Source organism: Saccharothrix variisporea (assembly GCF_003634995.1).
Taxonomy (GTDB): Bacteria; Actinomycetota; Actinomycetes; order Mycobacteriales; family Pseudonocardiaceae; genus Actinosynnema; species Actinosynnema variisporeum.
The window spans coordinates 7,977,086-7,997,984 of sequence record NZ_RBXR01000001.1 but is presented as its reverse complement, the minus strand read 5'-3'; the positions used below and the strand labels follow the sequence as shown (position 1 = coordinate 7,997,984).

At 72.2% G+C, this 20,899-nt stretch carries 14 protein-coding genes and 2 pseudogenes; 7 read left to right on the top strand and 9 right to left on the bottom strand.

All coding sequences use genetic code 11. From position 1 onward, the window contains the following. Nucleotides 1–2: 2 nt before the first annotated feature. A complete protein-coding gene (locus DFJ66_RS44660; RefSeq protein WP_121228325.1) occupies nucleotides 3–5,225 on the bottom strand; it encodes a polymorphic toxin-type HINT domain-containing protein in 5,223 nt (1,740 codons plus the stop codon). A gap of 460 nt (nucleotides 5,226–5,685) precedes the next feature. Further along, a pseudogene (locus tag DFJ66_RS45515) lies at nucleotides 5,686–6,024 on the bottom strand (RICIN domain-containing protein); the annotation flags it as partial. Between the two features lie 208 nt (nucleotides 6,025–6,232). Here DFJ66_RS45515 and DFJ66_RS45190 point away from each other — a divergent pair. Further along, the gene (locus tag DFJ66_RS45190) at nucleotides 6,233–6,367 is read left to right on the top strand and encodes a hypothetical protein (protein WP_281276669.1); all 135 of its coding nucleotides are present in this window, start codon (nucleotides 6,233–6,235) and stop codon (nucleotides 6,365–6,367) included. Between the two features lie 62 nt (nucleotides 6,368–6,429). Here the strand turns inward: DFJ66_RS45190 and DFJ66_RS45510 are convergent. Then, nucleotides 6,430–6,786: pseudogene (locus DFJ66_RS45510) on the bottom strand (DNRLRE domain-containing protein); the annotation flags it as partial. Between DFJ66_RS45510 and DFJ66_RS44650 the strand changes: the two are divergent. Further along, nucleotides 6,673–7,812: a hypothetical protein gene (locus DFJ66_RS44650; protein ID WP_246030056.1), complete on the top strand. Its 1,140-nt coding sequence runs from the start codon at nucleotides 6,673–6,675 to the stop codon at nucleotides 7,810–7,812. The pseudogene DFJ66_RS45510 and the gene DFJ66_RS44650 sit on opposite strands and share 114 nt — an antisense overlap. 139 nt (nucleotides 7,813–7,951) lie before the next feature. Here DFJ66_RS44650 and DFJ66_RS36605 read toward each other — a convergent pair whose 3' ends face one another. Next, nucleotides 7,952–8,512, bottom strand: a complete 561-nt coding sequence (locus DFJ66_RS36605) for a MarR family winged helix-turn-helix transcriptional regulator (RefSeq protein ID WP_246030055.1) — start codon at nucleotides 8,510–8,512, stop codon at nucleotides 7,952–7,954. A 58-nt stretch (nucleotides 8,513–8,570) separates the two neighbouring features. Between DFJ66_RS36605 and DFJ66_RS36600 the strand changes: the two genes are divergently transcribed. Further along, a complete protein-coding gene (locus tag DFJ66_RS36600; RefSeq protein WP_246030054.1) occupies nucleotides 8,571–10,076 on the top strand; it encodes a GGDEF domain-containing protein in 1,506 nt (501 codons plus the stop codon). On the opposite strand, the gene DFJ66_RS36595 is transcribed toward DFJ66_RS36600, so the two are convergent. From DFJ66_RS36595 to DFJ66_RS36575, 5 genes are read right to left on the bottom strand one after another with little or no spacing between them, the layout of a single operon-like run. Next, a complete protein-coding gene (locus tag DFJ66_RS36595) occupies nucleotides 10,063–10,677 on the bottom strand; it encodes a SecDF P1 head subdomain-containing protein (RefSeq protein WP_121228319.1) in 615 nt (204 codons plus the stop codon). The genes DFJ66_RS36600 and DFJ66_RS36595 overlap by 14 nt on opposite strands. Continuing rightward, the gene (locus DFJ66_RS36590; RefSeq protein WP_246030053.1) at nucleotides 10,674–11,507 is read right to left on the bottom strand and encodes a cyclase family protein; all 834 of its coding nucleotides are present in this window, start codon (nucleotides 11,505–11,507) and stop codon (nucleotides 10,674–10,676) included. The genes DFJ66_RS36595 and DFJ66_RS36590 overlap by 4 nt, the downstream gene beginning before the upstream one ends. 31 nt (nucleotides 11,508–11,538) lie before the next feature. Further along, entirely contained in the window at nucleotides 11,539–12,636 is a 1,098-nt protein-coding gene (locus DFJ66_RS36585) for a zinc-binding dehydrogenase (protein ID WP_121228317.1), read from the bottom strand. Beyond that, nucleotides 12,633–13,049 (bottom strand): acyl-CoA thioesterase, encoded by a 417-nt coding sequence (locus DFJ66_RS36580; RefSeq protein WP_121228315.1) that lies wholly within the window; start codon nucleotides 13,047–13,049, stop codon nucleotides 12,633–12,635. Before DFJ66_RS36580 ends, DFJ66_RS36585 begins: the two co-directional genes overlap by 4 nt. 9 nt (nucleotides 13,050–13,058) lie before the next feature. Then, nucleotides 13,059–15,476 carry a helix-turn-helix transcriptional regulator gene (locus tag DFJ66_RS36575; RefSeq protein WP_121228313.1) on the bottom strand — a complete coding sequence of 806 codons (2,418 nt, stop codon included), beginning with the start codon at nucleotides 15,474–15,476 and terminating at the stop codon, nucleotides 13,059–13,061. A gap of 185 nt (nucleotides 15,477–15,661) precedes the next feature. Here DFJ66_RS36575 and bdeA point away from each other — a divergent pair, with 185 nt between their 5' ends. From bdeA to DFJ66_RS36555, 4 genes are all read left to right on the top strand, one after another. After that, complete coding sequence (gene bdeA, locus DFJ66_RS36570) at nucleotides 15,662–16,498, top strand: bis(hydroxyethyl) terephthalate hydrolase (protein ID WP_397556327.1); 837 nt, start codon at nucleotides 15,662–15,664, stop codon at nucleotides 16,496–16,498. 396 nt (nucleotides 16,499–16,894) lie between these two features. After that, nucleotides 16,895–18,301 (top strand): family 2B encapsulin nanocompartment shell protein, encoded by a 1,407-nt coding sequence (locus tag DFJ66_RS36565; protein WP_121228311.1) that lies wholly within the window; start codon nucleotides 16,895–16,897, stop codon nucleotides 18,299–18,301. Between the two features lie 27 nt (nucleotides 18,302–18,328). Further along, a complete protein-coding gene (locus DFJ66_RS36560; RefSeq protein ID WP_121228309.1) occupies nucleotides 18,329–19,738 on the top strand; it encodes a family 2B encapsulin nanocompartment shell protein in 1,410 nt (469 codons plus the stop codon). 117 nt (nucleotides 19,739–19,855) lie between these two features. Further along, the gene (locus DFJ66_RS36555) at nucleotides 19,856–20,896 is read left to right on the top strand and encodes a family 2 encapsulin nanocompartment cargo protein polyprenyl transferase (protein ID WP_121228307.1); all 1,041 of its coding nucleotides are present in this window, start codon (nucleotides 19,856–19,858) and stop codon (nucleotides 20,894–20,896) included. The last annotated feature ends 3 nt before the right edge of the window (nucleotides 20,897–20,899 follow it).

Genomic DNA, 20,899 nt, shown 5'->3' with positions numbered 1-20,899 from the left:
CCCTACCTGGCCAGCTTCGCCTTGCCCCGCAACTTGCGCCCGTACTTGTCGTGCTTGTGCTGCAACCTGTGCAGCTCACGGGTGTTCAGGTGGCTGCAGCGGTAGCTGCACCCCCTTGCGGCCTCGTGCGTGCGGTAGTGCGCCAACTGGTAGCCCGGGGGCAGCTTCTGCCTGCCCTGGCGCACCTGGTTCTTGATGAAGCCGCGCAGGTGCTTGGCGACCTTCGGGTCGTTGGCGAGGGCCTTGGCCTGCACCCACTTGCCCGACCGGCCGCTGCCCACCGGGCACACCACGCTCGAGTTGTGGACGGTCAGGTCGAAGCCGTCGAGGACGACCTGGAACGTGTGGACGTTCGCGACGCTCAGGTTGTAGACGAGCGTGTCCGCCCGCCGACCGCGGTCGGCGACCGCCGCGACCGGCAGCACGGCGCCGTCCGCCCCGCGCACCAGGTCGCCGACGCGGACGTCCTTCGCCTCGACCCACCCCCGGCCGGCCACCCAGAACGGGTGCTCGGCGGTCGCCGTGAGCACGTCCGGCGAGACCGGGTCCAGGTCGATGTCGACCAGGTGCTTGCCGCCGTGCCCGACGATCAGCTCCAGCACCGGCTGCGCGGAGGTCACGCCCGTGGTCGGGTCGACCGCGAGCACGAGGTCGCCGGCGGCGATGTCGCCGATGAGCCTGGTGGTGCCGTCGGCCATCAGCACGGGCGTGTCGGGCGTGAACGAGTTGCACCCGCCCCGGCCGCGCGAGGCGGCGGACCGGACCGCCTTGACCGCCCGCGAGGCCGCCTTCGGCACGGTCCTGGCCGCGGCCTTGACCGCCGCCACCCCCGCCTTGACCGCCGCGCCCGCCCCGACCAGGTTGGCCGCCGCGGTGACGGCCATCTCGGCGGCCTTGGCGTAGTTGCCGGTGGCGGCGTAGGCGACGGCGGACACCGCGCCCGCGACCGCACCGATCGGGCCGGGGATGTAGGAGACCACCTCGGCGACCTTGGCCACCACGTTGGCGATCTTCTTCAGCCAGCCCCACCGGCCGTCGAGGTCGGTGCAGTTGACCGGGTCGGCCGCGCAGTACTCGTAGGGGGTGGCGTTGCCGCCGTCCTCCGGGTCGGGTTGCCAGAACCGGCCGGTGCCCGGGTGGTAGAGCCGCACGCCCATCAGCACCACGCCACCCAGCGCCTCGGTGGAGCGCTGCTTGCCGCCCAGCCAGCCGTAGCGGGCGGTCGCGGCGGCCGGGGTGTCGGCCGAGGGCACGCCGTACTCGTCGGCGTCGAGCACCGTGACCGCGCCGAGCTGGCCGGAGACCACCGGGACGGTGGCCATGACGTCGCCGTGCAGGTTGGTCAATTGGAGGGTGACGTCACCGGTGAGGCCGGTGGTGAAGACCAGGTCGCCTTCGGGGCTGGAGATGTTGCGGGTGAGGTTGGTGTTCTGGGTGACGTCCTCGGCGATCCAGCGCGGCTCGTCGGAGTCGTCGGCGTAGTGGTTGACCTTGGTGACCGCGTTGGCCCACGTGCCGTTGACCAGCTTCTCCGCGGTGAACGCCCGCTGCCGCAGGGCCGGGTCCAGCGTCCACGTCATCCGCTTGTCGGCGGTCTGCTGGGACCGGACGAGGTCGTTGACGTAGAAGCTGTTCTGCACCCCGTCCGGGGTGGCGGTAATGCGGCCGAAGGCGTCGTACACCCAGCCCGGGTCGGTCAACCGGTCGGCCGAGTCGTAGGTGTGCGACTGGGATTGCGCCGGTTCGGAGTCACCCGGGCACACCCCGCCGGTGGACCCGGACCGGGTGGACTTGCCGGTGCGGTTGGTGCGCCGGTCGAACGTGTACGTGCGCACCGTGCACAGGCCGGTCGCCGCCGAGACGTCCTCGACCTTGGTCAACCGGCCCAGGGTGTCGTAGCTGTACCGCTTGTCCGACCCGGGACCGGTGTGCCGCAGCCACTGGCCCTGGGTGTTCTCCACGATCGAGCTGGCCGCCACGACCGTGCCGTCCTTGCGGTACGTGCGCGACACCGGCACGCCGGCCGGGTCGAGCTGCTGCTCCATCACCACGCCGCCGGGCAGGTCCAGGCCGACGATCTGCCCGTCCGGGCCGTACCGGGTGCCGATCGCGCCGCCGACGCTGTCGGTCACCGACGTGACCAGGCCACGCGGCTCGGCGACACGGTCGTAGGTGAACGTCTGACTGGTGCCGATCGAGTCCGTGATCTTCGCGGGTTTGCCGAACCGGTCGAACTCCGTGGCCGTCCACGCCCCGTCCGCGTCGGTGTAACGCACCAACCGACCCAACCGGTCGAACTCCCGGGACACCTTGGTGCCGTCCGCGAACTTCGTGGTCAGCGCGTCACCCGAGACCGGGTCGTAGTCGGTGCCGACCTGCTGCACCGCCTCGCCCAGGTCACCGGTGATCACCGTGCCGACCAGCCGGTCCGCCCCGTCGTAGGTGTTGACCGTGGTACGGGTCTTGCCCGCGACGGTCTCGCTGATCCGGTCCGGCTCACCGAACCGGGTGTAGGACTCGACCCGCTTGACCGGCACCTCACCGACCATCCGGGCAGGGTCGTGTCCGGTGATCGCCCCGACCGCCCGCACCACGCACGCCTGCCCCGCCCACTCGGGACGGTTGCCGCACGCCGCGTCGTCGGGGTTCGCGCCGGCGGTGTAGAACACCGATCGGGTGGTGCCCGCGTCGGAGCCGTTGGAGTCGATCTTGCGCGACTCCCGCGCCCGACCTTGGTCGTCGTACTTGGTCGCGGCCTCCAACGGCTGCGCGGACTCGGCGGCCGTGATCACCTTGGTGGGCTTGCGCAGCACCCACCCCGACACCCCGCCGTACACCGACCCGTACTCGTGCTTGGTGACCCGCACGTCCTGATCACCGGTCATGCCGACGACCTGCGCGCCGACGCGTTCGGTCGTGGGCAGGTGGTAGGCCACCCCGTCCGGCTTGCCCTCGTCGTAGGTCGTGCGGGTGATCGCCCGCGCGTTGACCAGGGTCGTGGGGTCGGCGGCCAGCGCGATCCGGTGCAACGGGCCGAGCGCCTCGACCAGGTCCAGGCCGTCCGGGCTGTAGGTCGACCGCGTGTCCAGCCAGGTCGCTCGGGTCTTGCTGTCGTACTGCGCCAGGCCGAGCGCGGACAGGTGGGTGGCGGCGTCCGGGTACTGGCCCAGGGCCAGGGCCCGGTTGGACGACTCCAGGGTGCGCACGACGTTGCCGAAGCGGTCGTACTCGTGGGTGTCCACGTGCCCGCCCGGGGTGGCGGTGTTGACCTCCTTGCCCGAGGCGTTGAGGTAGTGCACCGTCGCGGCGCGGTAGCCGTCGGGGCCGGGGCTCGACGAGGTCGCCGCGGCGACCGACGGGGAGTCCTCGGGACCGAACAGGGCCACGGCGTCGGTCGGGGCGTCGGCCTGCGCCCACGCGGCGATCGACGGGCCGTCCAGGTCGTACGGGCCGCCCGCGCCGCGGGTCAGCGGCACGCCGTAGACGACGCTGGTGGCGATCTCGCCGTCGACCTGGTCCTTGGTGCCCGGACGCAGGGCGTCCCGGCGGACCTTCAGCAGGCGGCCGGTGTTGGGGTCACCCGTGCCGGCCGTGCCGAAGGTGAACTTCCACGGCAGGTCGCCCGGCTGGCCGATCTCCGTGACGTGACCCGCGGTGTCGTAGGTGTAGGAGGTCTTCAACGGTTGCGCCAGGCGCGGGTCCCACACCTCCCGCAGGCGGCCCTGGTCGTCGTAGGCGTACCGGGCCACGTCCACCTTGGACACCGCACCGGTCGCCGGGTCAGTGGTCCACGCCGCGATCGCGCGGATCCGGCCGGTGACGTCGCCGAACGCGGTGGCGGTGGCGGTCGTGGCGGTGGCGTAGTCGTACTCCAGCGCCTCACAGCCGCGGGCTGGTGTCGCGGCGGTGCAGTCGCCGATGCCCGGCTCCTGCGGCGCGATGACCCGCTTGATGCGCAGCTGGTCGTCGACGTTGTCGTAGGTGTAGCGGGTGGTGTTGGCCTGCGCCGGCGGGGTGGCGGTCTCCACGACGTACCGGTCGGTGCCCGCGGGCTTGGCGAACGTCGTCACCGTGCCGTCCAGTTCGGACAGCCGGTACAGCTCGCCTTCCTTGACCAGCGTCAGGTCCTCCGCGCCCGGCTCGGGCCAGAAGCGGCCGTCCGGGGTGCGGGTGAACCAGATCGAGGAGCCGTCGGACTGCTCGACCTGGACGGTGTCCTCGTGCGGGAACGTCAGCCGGGTGTAGTCGATCTGGGCCGCGTCGACCTCCGCGCCGGTCTCCCACTGCGGGCCGAACGGCGCGGTGATCTCCCGCAGCGACAGGTCGTCGTAGTACACCTTCTTGCCGCTGCCGGCGGTGAAGCCGTTGTACAGCCGGACGAACGCCTCGGTGGCGTCGGCGGGGACGGTGAAGTCCAGCGTGAGCTGCTGCCACGCGTCGGTGGCGTTCGCGATGTTGCTGTGGAACTCCTGGTAGCCCGCCGGGGTCTTGGTGAACGCCACGATCCGCAGCGCGCGGTGGTGCGTGGCGTTCAGGCCGGTCGCGGCGGGCACGTAGATCCAGCCGGTGACCCGGTAGGTGCGGCCGGCCTTCATGCCCAGCCGCAACGCGCCGAGGTCGTCCTCGATCGACGCCATCGTGTCGTCGGGGTTCCAGCCCTGCGCGGCGACCGGGGTCAGCTCCAGCGAGTCGCTGCTGTCGTGCCCGCGCTCGGTGTTGCGGGCCACGCTGGTCGTGTAGAGCTTGAAACCCGAGGTGTCGGTGGAGATCTTCTGCTGGTTGGTGGTCAACCGCTGGCGCTGCAATTGGAAACCGTGCCGCGGGTCGCGCGAGGAGGACGTGCGCGAGACGGACAGGCCGAACTCCTCGACGTCGGTCGAGCCGACCGAGTAGTCGCCGGTCAGCAGGTTCACCGAGCCGGGCCCGACGGTCGTGCTCGCCGCGTTGTCCGCGCTCGGGTCCACCACCGCGGTGCGCCAGGCCGTCGAGTAGGCGCCGGTGCCCGCCGCGTCGGTCGCGAGGACCGCCTTGACCTGCACGACGCCGGCCGCCTCGCCGAGCGTGTCGACCGCGTGCCACACCGCGAACTCGCCCAGCGAGGACAGCGGCACGAACCCGGTGCCCAGCGCCGACCCGTCCGCCTTGGTCAGGTGCGCCGGCGGCACGTCGGCCTCGACCGCCGCGCCCGGACCCCGCCGCCACGCGAACTTGACGTGCGTGAACACCGGTTCGCCGACGACCTGGAGCTGGAGCCTGCGGGCGATCCGGGCGCCCTCGGCCGGGCGCAGCAGCCCCGCGCGGCCGACGTGGAAGGTGTAGGAGGTGATGCCGGGACAACCGGCCGGAACGGTCCTTGGTGCGCACGTTGAGCGTGTGCTGACCGTCCGTGGTGGGCGTGATCGACGGACTCGCCTTGCCGTCCGCGCCAGCGGCGACCTCGGTGGTCGGCACGGCGTCCAGCGCCCACAGGTAGGAGTGCACGTCGGCGGTGCCCGCGGGCGGGGTGAAGGTGAACGTGCCCGCCTGGTTCGCGCCCTTGTGCCACGCGTTGTCGTTCGGGTAGTCGGTCGAGGACACGAACGGCGCGCCCGGGTCCACCGTGTCCACGGTGAACTGGAGCCACTGGAGGTTCACGCCCGGGTCGGGCGCGGGGTCCATGCGGAACTTCTGGCAGCCGCAGCCGTTCGAGGTCCAGGTCCAGACCTTCTGGCCGTTGGCGACCTGGTTGCTCTCGATGTCCATGACCTTGCCGGAGTGCTTGGCCACCAGCGTGTACTCGCCGTTGCCCACCCGGTCCAGCCGCCACTTCTGGCAGTCGTTGCCGTTGCCCGGCCACTGGATGACCCGCGTGCCGTCCGCCGTGCCGCACCCGGTGACGTCCAGCACCTGGTCGGAGTGTCGCGCCCGGAGCATGTAGTAGCCGTCACCGGTGCCGACCAGCGCGTACCGCTGGCAGCCGCCGCCGTGGTAGTCCCACTGCTGCGCGAACGCGCCCGACGCCGTCGAGCACCCGGTGATGTCCACGGCCTTGCCCGAGTGCACCGGCCGGATCGAGACGAACCCGTCACCGGCCCAGTCGTGCGAGTCGAACGAGGTGGCGCGGAAGCGGTAGGTCTTGCCGGGTTGCAGCAGCCCGTCCGGGACCTTCCAGGTGGCGATGCTGCCGGACGGGACGCCCCACACCCAGTAGTCGGTGACCAGCGTGTCGCCGTCGTAGACGTAGAACACGGCCGTGACCGTGCCGCCGTCGGGGTCGCTGGGCCGGAACGACAGCGTCGGCGTGGTCGTCCGGGTGAAGGTCTGGCCGCCCGAGTCACCCCGGTCGGACACGTCCAGCGAGGTCGCCGGGTCGGGCCGCGAGTTGTAGTCCACCGACAGGTGCGGCACGCCGCCCGCCTCGGCGGAGTCGAACTTCTTCCAGCCGTAGTTGTCGCTCTCGTTGGCGGCCTTGGCCATCACGCCGACCGTGCCCGCGCCGTTGTCGGCGGCCAGCTGCACCAGCCCGCGGATGTCGCCGCTGACCCAGCCGTCGTTGCAGGACGACGAGTAGCCCTTGGTCTCGCTGGTGGTGGACCAGCGGGTGTACCACGGGGGTTGCGCGCCCCAGTTGGTGTTCCAGCCGACCAGGCCGGTGTCCCAGATCTCCCAGTCGCGGGCCTGGCACGACCAGGCGTGCCACTCGTAGAGGTTGAGCCGGGCGCTGTGGATGCGGCGGCCCTTGAACTGCGAGAGGTCGAAGTTGAAGTAGCTGCGCGCGACCGTCGCGCCGCCGTCGAAGGTGCCCAACCGCAGGTCGGTGTCACCGCCGGTGTCCCGGCTGGTGCCGGTCTGGACGTACTTGTCGTACACGGGACCGACCGTCACCGCCGGGTCCACGACCACGGGGTACTGGGTGTCCTTCGCGTGCAGGAAGTTCTCGTCGGCGGTGAGGTTCAGCTCGGTGACGGCCTGCCCGGCGGCACGGGCCTGGCCAGGGGCGATCTCCATGCCCACGGCGACCCGCTTGAGCGGCTGCCCCGCCTTCTCGTCCCGGCGGGCGTCCCACATCTCCGGCTTGGGCACGGACCCGATCACGGTCCCGGCCGCGTTCACCAGGTCGGTGTTGCCGTCGTCCTTGCGCTGCGGGGTAGCGCCCTTGGTCCGCAGGGGAAGCGACAACGTCACCGGCCCCTTGGGACGCTCCTTCAGCACCAGGAACTGCTCGAACCCGGTCCGGGTCGCTTCCACCACGAGGTCCGCGCCGGGCCGGACATCCGGGAAGGTGGCCTTGCGACCCTCGAGCTTGGGGTTCGGCAGCGCCCCACGCCACTGGAGGGCGACTTCGGCGTCACCGTGCTTCACGGCAGCGAGGTCCCGGACGTCGTCGGCTTTGCCACCCGGGGCGGCGATCACCAGGTCACGGGGGTGCGCCTTGGGGGCGATGGTGCCGTCCGGGCGCTTCTCGAGGGTCAGGTCGACCGGCACCCACGCGTCCCCGCGCTTGACGCGGACCGGACCGGCGTGGATCTCGGTGGTGAGCTTGCCGTCCGCGTTGACGAAGGTGGCGGTGTTCTCGGTCCGCTCGCTGAGCGCTTCGACCCGGATCTTGTGCAGCGCGGCGGTGGCCCGCGCGGAGGGGATGTCCGGCGCCTCGTTGCGCACCGGTGGGACTTGCTGTTGTTGCTGTTGCGGCTTGGGCTGAGCGGTGGCCGACGCACCGACCGCGGTCACCGTGGCAGCGGCGAGGACGAACGCGGTGGCAACGGCCACCACCCGTCTGAGCGGATTTTGGGCGCGCGAAGACCCGGCACCGGACATGTGAACCCCCCGTGAGGTACGAACCCCGATTTGTGCGGACGCAGCATCCGCGACCGGTACCGCTCCCCACAATGGGCCACTCGTGTGACGCCCCTGACACGGCGGCACACCGTGAGTGCGGGTCGGGCAGTGCGGGTCGGGGCGGGGACCGGGGTCAGGCCGGGCCGGCGGCGACCACGCGGCGGAGCAACTCCACCAGCTGCGCCTTCTCCCCCGCGTCCAGCACCTCGAACCACCGCGCTTCGCGGGCGTTCTGCGTCGGGAACACGGTCGACACCGCCCGCCGCCCCTCCTCCGTCAACGCCACGAACACGACCCGCCGGTCCTGCCCGTCCCGCGACCGCTCGACCAACCCCGCCTTCTCCAGCGTGTTGATCAGGTTCGACATGGCCGACCGCGTCGTGCCCGACAGGTCCGCCAACCGCGCCGGCTGGGTCGGGCCGAGGATCCACAGCTTGAACATCAGCCGGAAGCCCGGCATGGTCCACCCCTGCTCCCGGTGGACCAGGGCCTCGTAGTCGGTGATCAGCTTGTAGGCCAGGTGGAGCACGTTGTACGAGACCCCGAAGGCGTCCGCGTCGCCGCCGATCCCGGCGATGTGGTGCCGCGCGAACCGCTCGTAGTCCAGCTCCGTCACCACTTCTTCCGCGGCGGGCACGTCCTGCGCCGCCGTTCGCACGTCCTGCGCTGCCACCCGCGCGTGCTGCTCTGCCACCCGCGCATCCTCGCAGGGCTCACCCGTCCGTGGAACGCGAATGCGGCACACTTACCCGGTGATCGGGACACGGCGGTTCGGCATCACGGCGGCGTTGGTGCTCGCCACGGCCGCCGCCGCGTCGCTGGCCGCCAGCGCCGACGTGGTCACCGGTGACGCCGCCGTCGCCCTCGACGACCTCGCCCAGCTCGCCACCGGCCTGTTCGCGACCGGAACCTGCTGGTGGTCGGCCACGCGGACCTCCGGCCCGGACCGGGTGTGGCGGGTCCTGATGGGCCTGGGCATGTTCGGCTGGTCGATCGGCCAGTCGCTGTGGACCTGGTACCAGCTCGTCGAAGAACGCGCGGTCCCCTCACCTTCCCCCGCCGACGCCGGCTACCTCAGCATCGTGCCGTTCGCGTTCGCCGCGCTGCTGGTCATCGGCAGCCACCGCCGCTCCGGCACCCCGGACGCCCTGCTGGACCACCGGTCCCGCTACGCCCGCCTGGTCCTGCTGCTGGACGGCGTGATCGTGGTCGGCTCGCTGTTCGCCCTGACCTGGACGACCTCCCTGGGCGGCCTGGTGGACGCGGGCAACCCGAGCACGCCCGCGTTCCTGGTCGCCATCGCCTACCCGCTGACCGACCTGGTGCTGCTGGTGATCGTGGTGGTGCTGGCGGCGGACCGGAAGGTCGTGCTCAAGCCGCAACTGCACCTGCTGGGCCTGGGCCTGGTCGGGCTGGCCGCGTCGGACGCCGCGTTCGCCTACCTGGTCAGCGTCCAGGCGCCGGAGGTGCCGCCGCTGGCCAACGCGGGGTTCGTCGTCGGCCCCGCCCTGATCGCGCTGGCCGCGCTGGTCCCGCCGATGCCGCACGCCGCGCCCCAGCACATCGCGCGCTTCTGGCAGTGGGCGTACCTGCTGATGCCGTACCTGCCGCTTCTCGTGTGCAGCGCGATCGTGCTGCGCCGCACCGTGATCGGCGACCTGGCCCCGGCCGACGCGGTGGAGATCGGGTGCGGTTTCACCGTGTTCGTCGCCGTCATGCTGCGCCAGCTGACGACCATCGTGGAGAACACGCGGCTGGCCGCGATGCTGCGGGAGTCCGAACGGGACTTGGCGCACGAGGCCCACCACGACGCCCTGACCGGCCTGGCCAACCGGGCGCTGTTCGAGCGCCGGCTGGACGAGGCGATGGCCGCGCACCACGAGGGTGTCCCGTTCGGACTGTTGTTCGTGGACCTGGACGACTTCAAGGCCGTCAACGACGTCTCCGGGCACGCCCACGGCGACGCCGTCCTGGAACGGGTGGCGCAGAAGCTGCGGCAGTGCGTGCGGGACACCGACGTCGTGGCCCGGCTGGGCGGTGACGAGTTCGGCGTCCTGGTGACCGGGGTGGAGGAGCCGGAGAAGGTCGCCTTCCGCATCCTCGACGCGGTCGGCGAGGAGATCAGCGCCAGCGTGGGCGTGGTGATCTGCGCGAACCCCGACCCCGAGGAGACCGCCCAGTCCGTGCTCAAACGCGCCGACAAGGCCATGTACGAAGCCAAGCGCGACGGCGGCCGGGGCCTGGTCATCCACCCGTGACGCGGCCCGCCAACTCTTCCGCCTCGGCCTCGGTGAACGGCCCGGAGATCTGCGCACTGCCCCCGGTGATCGCCTCCTGGACCGTCGGCGCGGACACCACCAGCGTGTTCACCACGACGGCAACCCGGCGACCCACGTTCCGCCCGGTGAAGTCCGCCCACCGCACCCCACCCGGAACGGTGAACCTGACTTCGACCACCTCCCCGCGAGCCTCGGCGTCCTCCACGTGCGACCGGTCCAACTCGGCCGGCCCCAGCACGTACACCGAGCCGTCCCGCCCGCACGTCACCAGCGGCAACGCCGGATCATCGCGCCCGGCCAACGGATCCTCGGCGGGACACGAGAACGACGGCACCGTCTCACCGGTCAACCCCGGGTCCTGCCGCACCCGACGCGCCTCGGCCACCGCCGCCGTGTCCGGCTCGGCCTTGCGCGGTATGCCCGTGATCGACGTCGGCGTGGTGGAGGTGGACACCGCCAACACGGGCCGGAAGTGCAGCACCGCCCCGGGCGGAGGGGCCGGCGGCGTCGGGGTCAGCCCGACCAGCGACGGGGTGCACCCGGTCAGCAGGAGCAGCAGGACCGCCGCGAGCGCCCTCACCGCTTGGGCACGAACGCGTAGATGCTCGCCGGCGACCCCGACCCGCGCCGGTTGATCGTCCCGCCGACCAGCACGTGCGCCCCCGTCTCGGGCAGCTTCGCCAGGTTCGCCAGCACCTCCAGGCTGATCCGGTGCTCCCGGTACAGCAGCTTGGACACCGCGTACGTCGTGTCGGTCGCCGGCTCCGGGCTGAACGTGTCCGTGCCCAGCGCGCCGCGCCGCCCCAACCGCCCGGTGTCCACCAGCCACTGCACGGCGGCCAGCGAGAAGCCGGGCTGGTGCATCTGCCCGGACGAGTCGTAGTTGAAGAACGCGGGCGTGCCCCAGCGGTCCTCCCAGCCCGTCCACAGGACCACCGCCGCCTCGCGCGGGATGCGGCCGTGCTGCTTCTCCCACCGCTGGAGGTCCTCGACGGTCACCTCGTAGTCGGCGTCGCGCCGGGCCTGCTCCCGCACGTCCACCTTCACGGCGGGCAGGAACAGGTCCTCGGCGTCGAGTTCGTCGGCGTAGGGCTGGTCGGCGTTGAAGTGCGCGGGCGCGCCCCAGTGCGTGCCGGTGTGCTCGCCCTGCTGCGCGTACTGGAGGTAGAAGCCGTCCTGCGGCACGGTCGTGATCGTCGTCAGGGTGAACTCGGGGTCACCCGGGTACACGTTCGTCCGCGCGGGATCGTTGACGTGCGACAGGTTCACCAGCTTGTAGTCGCCCAACCCGCGCGGTGCGGCCGAAGCCGACCCCGCGCCCGCCACGGCCATGCCGCCCACCGTCGAAACCACACCCGCGAGCATCGACCGCCTGCGCACCGCCGACCACTCCCCTGCCTGCTGGATCACCCGATCCGGGCAACCTTAACCGCAGTGGTGATCACAGGACGACGACCTGCCGGACGGCTTCCCCTGCCGCCAAACGGGTGAAGCCGGCGTTGACCTCGTCCAGTGCGAGCCGCCCGGACAGCAGGCCGTCGACGGGCAGCTTCCCCGCCCGGTACAGGTCGACGAACCGCGGCACGTCCCGGCGCGGCACGCACGAACCCAGGTAACTGCCCTTCAAGGTCCGCTCCTCGGCGACCAGGCTCAGCGCGGGCAGCGTCACGGTCCGGTCCGGGTGCGGCAGCCCGACCGTCACCGTGGTCCCGCCCGCCGCCGTGGCCAGGTACGCCTGCTCGAGCACCGCCGCCACGCCGGTGGTGTCGATGACCTTGTCCGCGCCGCCGCCGGTCAGGTCCCGCACGGCCGTCACGGCGTCCGGCCCGCCCGCCGCGTCGTGCGTCGCGCCCAGCGTCCGGGCCAGGGTCCGCTTGTGCTCCACCACGTCCACGGCGACGACCTGGGACGCACCGGCCGCGACCGCGCCGAGCACGGCCGCCAGCCCGACCCCGCCCAGCCCGAACACCGCGACCCGGTCCCCCGGCACGACCTGCGCGCTGTAGAACGCCGCACCCGTGCCGGTGAGCACCGCGCACCCGAACAACGCGGCGATGTCCAACGGCAGGTCGGGGTCCACGCGGGTCGCGGACTTCTCCGACACCACCGTGTACTCGGCGAACCCGGACACGCCCAGGTGGTGGTTGGGCCGGGTCCCGTCGGGCAGCCGCCACCGCCGTGCGCCGCCGAGCAACGTGCCCTCCCGGTTGGCCGCCGCGCCCGGCTCGCACAGCGCCTGCCGCCCGGACACGCACCGCCGGCACGCGCCGCACGCGGGCACGAACGACAGCACCACGTGGTCCCCGGCCGCGAACTCCGCGCCCGGCCCGGTCTCCACGACCTCGCCCGCGGCCTCGTGGCCCAGCACCATCGGCAACGGCCGGATGCGGGACCCGTCGATCACCGACAGGTCCGAGTGGCACAGCCCGGTCGCGCGCACGCGCACCAGCAGCTCGCCCGGCCCCGGCGGGTCCAGCTCCAAGTCCACGATCGACAGCGGACCGCCGACCTCGGTCAGCACCGCGCCCCGGGACTTCACGCGCCCACCAGCCCTTCCATCGCGGTCCGCAGGTGCGCGGGGATCTCCACCGGCTTGCGGGACCCGCGGTCCACGAACACGTGCACGAAATGCCCTTCCGCCACCACGTCGTCGCGGTCCTCGGGGTAGAAGCCGACCTCGTAGCGCACGCTGGAGCGGCCCAGGTGCCCGACGCGCAGACCCGCGTCCACGGCCTCCGGGAAGGAGATCGAGGACTTGTAGTTGCAGTGGGACTCCACGCACAGGCCGATCGCGGCGCCGTGGTGGATGTCCAGCCCGGCCTTCTCGATCAGCCACGTGTTGATCACGGTGTCCATGAACGCGTAGTGGACGACGTTGTTCACGTGCCCGTACACGTCGTTGTCGGCCCACCTCGTGGGGATCCGCTGCCAGTGCCGGTACTCCGCGCGCACCCGACCTCCTTATCCGATCATCCGGGTCAGCTCCACCCGCGACCGCACACCCAGCCGGGTGAACATGTTGCGCAGGTGGTGTTCCACCGTGCGGTGGCTGAGGAACAGGCGGGCGGCGATCTCCCGGTTGGTCGCGCCCTCGGCGACCAGCCGGGCGATGCGCGCCTGCTGCGGGGTGAGGTCGGCGGGCTGCCCGACCGGCGCGGTCGTCTCGCCGGCGGCGCGCAGCTCGGCACGCGCCCGGTCGGCCCAGTGGTCGGCCTCGTAGGACTGGAAGATCTTCACCGCGTCGCGCAGGAGTTCCCGCGCGGCACGGGGTTTGCGGTCGCGGCGCAGGCGGTGCCCGTACAGCAGTTCGGTGCGGGCCAGCTCCATCGCGGTGCCGCTCTCCCGGTGCAGGCGGATGGCCTCGCGGAAGTGCTCGTCGGACTGCGGCCCCTCGGTCAGCAGGCCGTGGCAGCGGTGGGACAGCGCCATGCGCGCCATGCACCGGGTGGCGCCGGCCCACTTCTCGAAGCGCTGCAACGCCCGGTCCCCCGTGGACGGTTGACCGCACCCCACGGCGGCCTCCACGACCTGCGGCGCGGCCATCACCCGGATGCCCGCGTGGACGCCGGCGGCCTTGAGCCGCAACCGGTCCAGGGCGTCGGCCGGGCGGTCGAGGACGAGGTCCACGCACGCGAACGCCCACGCGCCGAACGTGCCGGAGCGGCCCAGTCCCCGGCGGACGATCTGCTCGTTGGCGGAGTCGATGTTGTGCAGGGCGGTGTCGGTGTCGCCGCGGAAGGCCGCCAGCAGGGCCAGGATCGTCAGGTGGTCCACCACCGCGTTGTGCTGGCCCAGCGCGGTGGCGGCGTGCGCGCCCTCGGTGGCGGCGGACAGCGCGACGGCGTGCTGGTCGAGCAGCAGCGCCGACAACGCCCGGTACACCAGCGCCCACGACACCAGCGCGGTGAGCCCGGACTCGCGGGCGGCGGTGACCGCGCCGGTGGCCAGTTCGTGCGCGCGGGCGGCGTCGCCGAGGACGTAGGCGGCTTGGGCGCCCCAGATCCCGGTCTGAGGGTGCGGCACCCGGTCGGCCAGCTCGACCACGGACCGCAGGTGCGGCAGGGCCTTGTCGTGCCGGCCCGCGAAGGTGGCCGACATGCCGACCAGGTGGTCCAGGGTGATGCGGGTGGCGGGCGGCTCGTCGGGCTGGCGGACGGCCTCGGCGAACTCGGCGATGGCCGCGTGCCGCTGGTGGTCGCCCGCGATGCTGGCGGCCTCGCCGGCGAACCCGAGGGCGGCGATGGCGAGCGCGCGCCGGGTGCCGACCAGGCCTTCGGCGGCGCGCACGAGCCGGCGGGCGGCGACGTCGGGCAGCCCGTCACCCAGCTCGATGCCGCCGCGCACCAGGTCGGTGAGGGCGCGCAGGTCGGGGTCGTCGGTCAGCCGCTCGGCCACCCGCAGGACGGCGCGGGACCGGTGTGCCGCGCCCATCGCCCAGTGGTCGGCGGCGGCGGACACCAGCCGGTGCGCCTTGAGGCCGGGATCGCCGGTGAGGGCGGCGGCGCGGCCGTAGTCGCGGGCGGCGGACACGTGGTCGCCACGCAGCCGGGCCTTCTGCGCGGCCTCGAACAGCTGCTCGGCGAAGTCCTCGGGGGTGCGGTCGGCGGCAGGCGGCGTGGCGGCGGCCCGGTGCCAGGTGCGGCGCGGACCGGCGGGCAGCACGTCGGCCAACGCCGCGTGAGCCGCGTGCCGGGCCGTCGGGGACAGCTCCGTGCGCAGCGTGGAGCGGATGAGCCGCCGCTGGTCCAGCAGGGCGCCCGCCTCCTCGACCGCGCGCGGGTCCACCCCCAGGGCCAGCAGGGCGTCGGCGTCCACCTCGTCGTCCACCGCCGCCATCGCGACCGCCCGCACGGCCGCCGGCGACAGCGCGTCCAACCTCGCCCGCAGCCGGGTGCGCAGCGAGCTGTCCGAGGGCAGGGTCGTCGGCGCGGGCGCGGTGCCGCCCAGTTCGGCCGAGGTCAGCGCCGCCGCCAGTTCGACCAGCGCCAGCGGGTTGCCGCACGCCAGGTCCACCAGGTCCGCGGCCAGTTCGGCGGGCAGCCCCGGCCGCCGGTCGTGCAGCACGCGCAGGCTCGCGGCGCGGTCCAGCGGGTCCAGGGTCACGCTCGGCAGCCCGTGCGGCGGCCCCTCGGTGGCGATGAGCACCGCCGCCCGCGTGTCCGCCACCTCGCGCGCGAGGACCACCAGGTCGGTCACGTCCAGCTGGTGCGCGTCGTCCACGCACAGCACGGCGGAGTACCGGTCGGCGGCGTACGCCAGCAGTGACGACTTGCCCGACCCGGGCTCGCCGCGCAGCACCAGCACGCCGCCCCGGCCGGCGCGGGCACGGTCGAGCACCGCGTCGACGGCGACGCGCTGCCGATCGCGTCCGTGCAGCACGTGGGCCAGTCTCGCCGCAGGTCCGCGCCGGGCGGAAGACCTGCGGCGAAAATTATCTACCAGCGTTAGTTTTGCGCTCCGACACCGGTGGTTCCACCGATGCGCGCCCGGCCCCGGCCGGAGCAGGGTCGAAGCGTCCGTTTCCCTGCGCAAGCGAGGTGTACAGCGACGTGCAACTCCGCAGACTGATCCCCGCGGTCGCCCTGCTCCTGACCGCGGCGACCCCCACCGCCCTGGCCGCCGACAACCCCTACGAACGGGGCCCGGCGCCCACCACCGCGAGCATCGAGGCCTCCCGGGGCCCGTTCGCCACCGCGTCGACCACCGTGTCGTCCCTGGTGAGCGGCTTCGGCGGCGGCACCATCTACTACCCGACGAGCACCGCCGAGGGCACCTTCGGCGCGGTGGCGATCTCGCCCGGGTACACCGGGACGCAGTCGAGCATCGCCTGGCTGGGCCCGCGCATCGCGTCCCAGGGCTTCGTGGTGATCACCATCGACACCAACACCATCTACGACCAGCCCGACAGCCGGGCGTCCCAACTCCTGGCCGCGCTGGACTACCTCACCCAGAGCAGCTCGGTGCGAACCAGGATCGACGCCACCCGGCTGGGCGTCATGGGGCACTCGATGGGCGGCGGCGGTACCCTGCGCGCCGCCGAGTCCCGGCCCGCCCTCCAGGCGGCGATCCCGCTGACGGCGTGGCACACCGACAAGAGCTGGGGCGGCGTCCGCGTGCCGACCCTGGTGATCGGGGCGGAGAACGACTCCATCGCCCCGGTGGCCACGCACTCGGAGCTGTTCTACTCCAGCCTGCCGTCCACGCTGGACAAGGCGTACCTGGAGCTCAACGCCGCCGACCACTTCGCGCCCAACAGCTCCAACACCACGATCGCGAAGTACAGCATCTCCTGGCTCAAGCGGTTCATCGACAACGACACCCGCTACGAGCAGTTCCTCTGCCCGCCCCCGAGCCGCAGCCTGCTGATCGAGGAGTACCGGGACACCTGCCCGCACTCCTGAGCCACGCCCGACCGACAACCACGCCCGACCAACCACCGCGGCCGTCCCCACCGGGGGCGGCCGCGGTGTCGTGCGTGGACCACAAGGCTGATTTTCAGGCCGCACCTTTGCGGAAAAACGACCTCGCTGATACTTCCGGCGCGCGTCAACAGCACCTTCGAGTGAAAACTTCTAGAGCGAAAGAGTGTCACATTCCACCTGAAAACGAATACGAGCTCCAACGCCGCGAAAAATCACCCGATATTGCTTGCACCCGCCACTACCTGCACCCGCCGTACACACAACGCAGCCGCTTAGCACTATGGGAGGTCGCCGTATCGGCCCCTTCCGGACCCCTATTCGGCCTCACTACCGTCAATCCGGCCCAATGAACAAAAACCGATTGGCGGTGTACTGGTGACTGTGACCGATTCCGACGTGGACATCGAACAGCCACGGCTGAGCCTCGGCACAGCGGCGGCCCGGAACCTGGCGACCACGACCAAGTCCGTTCCGCAGATGCAGGGCATCACCTCCCGGTGGCTGCTCAAAGTCCTCCCGTGGGTCCAGGCGCACGGCGGCGCGTACCGGGTCAACCGCCGGTTGACCTACGCCGTGGGCGACGGGCGGCTCACCTTCACCAACATCGGGGCCGACATCGACGTCGTCCCGCAGGAGCTGTGCGAACTGCCCTACCTGCGCGGCTTCGAGGACGTCGAGGCCCTCGCCGCGCTCGCCGAGCGGTTCCGCCAGCACGAGTACGAGCCCGGCGACGTCATCGTCGAGCGGGGCCGGCCGTGCGACCAGGTGTGGCTGATCGCCCACGGCAAGGTCAACAAGATCGGCCAGGGCGAGTACGGCGACCAGACCGTCCTGGGCACCCTGGCCAACGGCGAGTACTTCGGCGCCGAGGTCCTCGCCGGACCCCAGGGCGAGTGGGAGTTCACCGCCAAGGCCGTCACCCCCGTCATCGCGCTCTCCCTGAGCTGGGAGGACTTCGAGCGGATGAACGGCAACGCGGGCGGCCTGCGCGCGCACATCCAGCGGCTGTCCGCGCCGGGCGCGCGCAAGCAGAACGCGCACGGCGAGGCCGAGATCGACATCGCGTCGGGCCACGAGGGCGAACCGGACCTGCCCGGCACCTACGCCGACTACGAGCTCAAGCCGCGCGAGCTGGAGCTGAGCGTCGCCCAGACCGTGCTGCGCATCCACAGCCGCGTCGCCGACCTCTACAACCACCCGATGGACCAGGTCGAGCAGCAGTTGCGGTTGACCATCGAGGCGCTGCGCGAGCGCCAGGAGTACGAGATGGTCAACAACCGCGACTTCGGCCTGCTCAACGCCGCCGACCTGCGCAACCGCATCCCGACCCGCAACGGCCCGCCCACCCCGGACGACCTGGACGAGCTGCTCAGCGTGGTGTGGAAGGAACCCACCGCGTTCCTGGCGCACCCGCGGGTCATCGCCGCGATCGGCCGCGAGTTCAACAAGCGCGGCATCTACCCCGACAGCATCGACCTCAACGGCCACCGGGTGCCCGCGTGGCGCGGCGTCCCGATCCTGCCGTGCAGCAAGATCGAGATCAGCAAGCACCGCACCAGCTCGGTGATGCTGCTGCGCGCCGGCGAGAACAACCAGGGCGTCATCGGCCTGCACCAGACGGGCCTGCCCGACGAGTACCAGCCGGGCCTCAACGTCCGGTTCATGGGCATCAGCGAGAAGGCGATCATCTCCTACCTCGTCAGCACGTACTACTCCGCCGCGGTCCTCGTGCCGGACGCGCTGGGCGTGCTGGAGCACGTGGAAATCGGCCGCGAAGACTAGTCCCCACGACGAGATTGGGTACCTGACGTGACCGTGACAGACCCCGGCCTCAGCCCCGAAGAGGTCGAGCACCAGCGGCAGAGCCTCAGCACGAGCGCCGCGCGGAACCTGGCCACCACGACCAAGTCCGTGCCGCAGATGCAGGGCATCTCCCCCCGGTGGCTGCTGCGCAAGCTCCCCTGGGTGCAGACCCAGGCGGGCACGTACCGGGTCAACCGCCGACTCACCTATTCCCTGGGCGACGGGCGGGTGACCTTCATCAGCACCGGCCCGGACATCCGGGTCATCCCGCAGGAGCTGCGGGAGCTGCCCGGCCTGCGCGACTTCGAGGACGAGTCGGTCCTGGCCGCCCTCGCCGACCGCTTCCAGCAGCGCGAGGTCCGGCAGGGCGAGACGATCGTGGAGCTGGGCCGGCCCGCCGACGAGGTCTACCTCATCGCGCACGGCAAGGTCAGCCGGGTCGGGCGCGGCGAGTACGGCGACGAGACCGTGCTGGACACCCTGGCCAACGGCGAGTACTTCGGCGCCGAGGTGCTCACCGGCCAGGAGACCCAGTGGGAGTTCACCGCCAGGGCCGTCACCCCGGTGATCGTGCTCGTCCTGCCGCTGCGCGAGCTGCGGCAGCTCAACGGGCACGCCGACGCGCTGCGCACGCACCTGGAGGACTTCGCGCGCGGCCGGTCCAAGCCGCAGAACAAGCACGGCGAGGCCGCGATCGAGATCGCGTCGGGCCACGAGGGCGAGCCGGACCTGCCGACCACGTTCGTGGACTACGAGCTGCACCCGCGCGAGTACGAGCTCAGCGTCGCCCAGACCGTGCTGCGCGTGCACAGCCGCGTGTCGGACCTGTTCAACAACCCGATGAACCAGACCGAGCAGCAGTTGCGGTTGACCGTCGAGGCCCTGCGCGAGCGGCAGGAGCACGAGATGATCAACAACCGGGACTTCGGGTTGCTGCACAACGCCGACCTCAAGCAGCGCATCCACACCCGGTCCGGCCCGCCGACGCCGGACGACATGGACGACCTGCTGTCCCGGCGCCGCAAGACGGCGTTCTTCCTCGCGCACCCCAGGACGATCGCCGCGATCGGCCGCGAGGCGAACAAGCGGGGCCTCTACCCGGAGACCACGCTGGTGGACGGCACGCACGTGACCACCTGGCGCGGGGTGCCGATCCTGCCGTCGAACAAGATCCCGATCACCGAGCACGGCACCAGCTCGATCATCGCCATGCGCGTGGGCGAGGACGACAACGGCGTCATCGGCCTGCACCAGACCGGCATCCCCGACGAGTACCAGCCGAGCCTGAACGTCCGGTTCATGGGCATCGACGAGAAGGGCATCATCTCCTACCTGGTCAGCGCCTACTACTCGGTCGCGGTCCTCGTGCCCGACGCGCTCGGCGTGCTGGAGCACGTCGAGATCGGCCGCTACTAGTCCCGACCCCGGTGCCGGCGGCCGGGTGCCTCGCGCCCGGCCGCCCGGTCGCTCCTGCGCTCCTCCGTCCGCAGTGGACGCTGCCGGGCGCTCCCCCGAACAGGAGTGGACTCCTCCATGACCGACCTCGACGTGACCACCGCGCACCGGTCCGCGCGGGACGTGCTGAGCTGGAGCCGCGCGGGCGTGGACCCCGCGCTGCGGACGGCGGTGGACCGGCTGCCGGACTCGATGCGCGCCATCGCGGGCTACCACTTCGGGTGGTGGGACGAGCACGGCCACCCGACCGGCGCGGACCCGGGCAAGGCCATCCGGCCGGCGTTCGCGCTGCTGGCCGCGCAGGCGGTGGGCGGCGCGGCGGCGACCGCGCTGCCCGCGGCCGTGGCGGTCGAGCTGGTGCACAACTTCTCGCTGCTGCACGACGACGTGATGGACGGCGACAGCACCCGGCGGCACCGGCCCACCGCGTGGAGCGTCTACGGCGTGAACGCGGCGATCCTGGCCGGCGACGCGCTGCTGACCCTGGCGCTGGACGTGCTGGCGGGCAGCGGCCACCCGGCGGCGGCGCGCGCGATCCGGGTGCTGTCCGACGCCACCCAGCGGCTCAACGACGGGCAGGCCGCCGACCTGGCCTTCGAGGAGCGCGCCGACGTGCCGGTCGGCGAGTGCGTGCGGATGGCGGAGAACAAGACCGCGGCGCTGATCGGCGCGGCCTGCGCGGTCGGCGCGCTGTTCGGCGACGGGCGCGGCGACCAGGTGGAGCGGCTGCGGTCCTTCGGCGAACTGGTGGGCCTGGCGTTCCAGTTCACCGACGACCTGCTGGGCATCTGGGGCGACCCGGAGGTCACCGGCAAACCGGTGTTCTCCGACCTGCACAACCGCAAGAAGTCCCTGCCCGTGGTGGCGGCGCTGGCGTCCCGGACGCCCGCCGCGCGGGAGCTGGACGCGCTCTACCACACCGACGCGCCGCTGACCGCCGACGAGCTGGCGCGCGCGGCGGAGCTGATCGAGGCCTCCGGCGCCCGCGCGTGGAGCCTGGAGCAGGCCGACGACCTGGTGACGCGGGCGCGGGTCCACCTGCGCGCCGCCGCGGCCGACGACCGCGCCGAACGGGAGCTGGACGCGCTGGCGTGCCTGGCCACCCGCCGAGACCACTGAGGA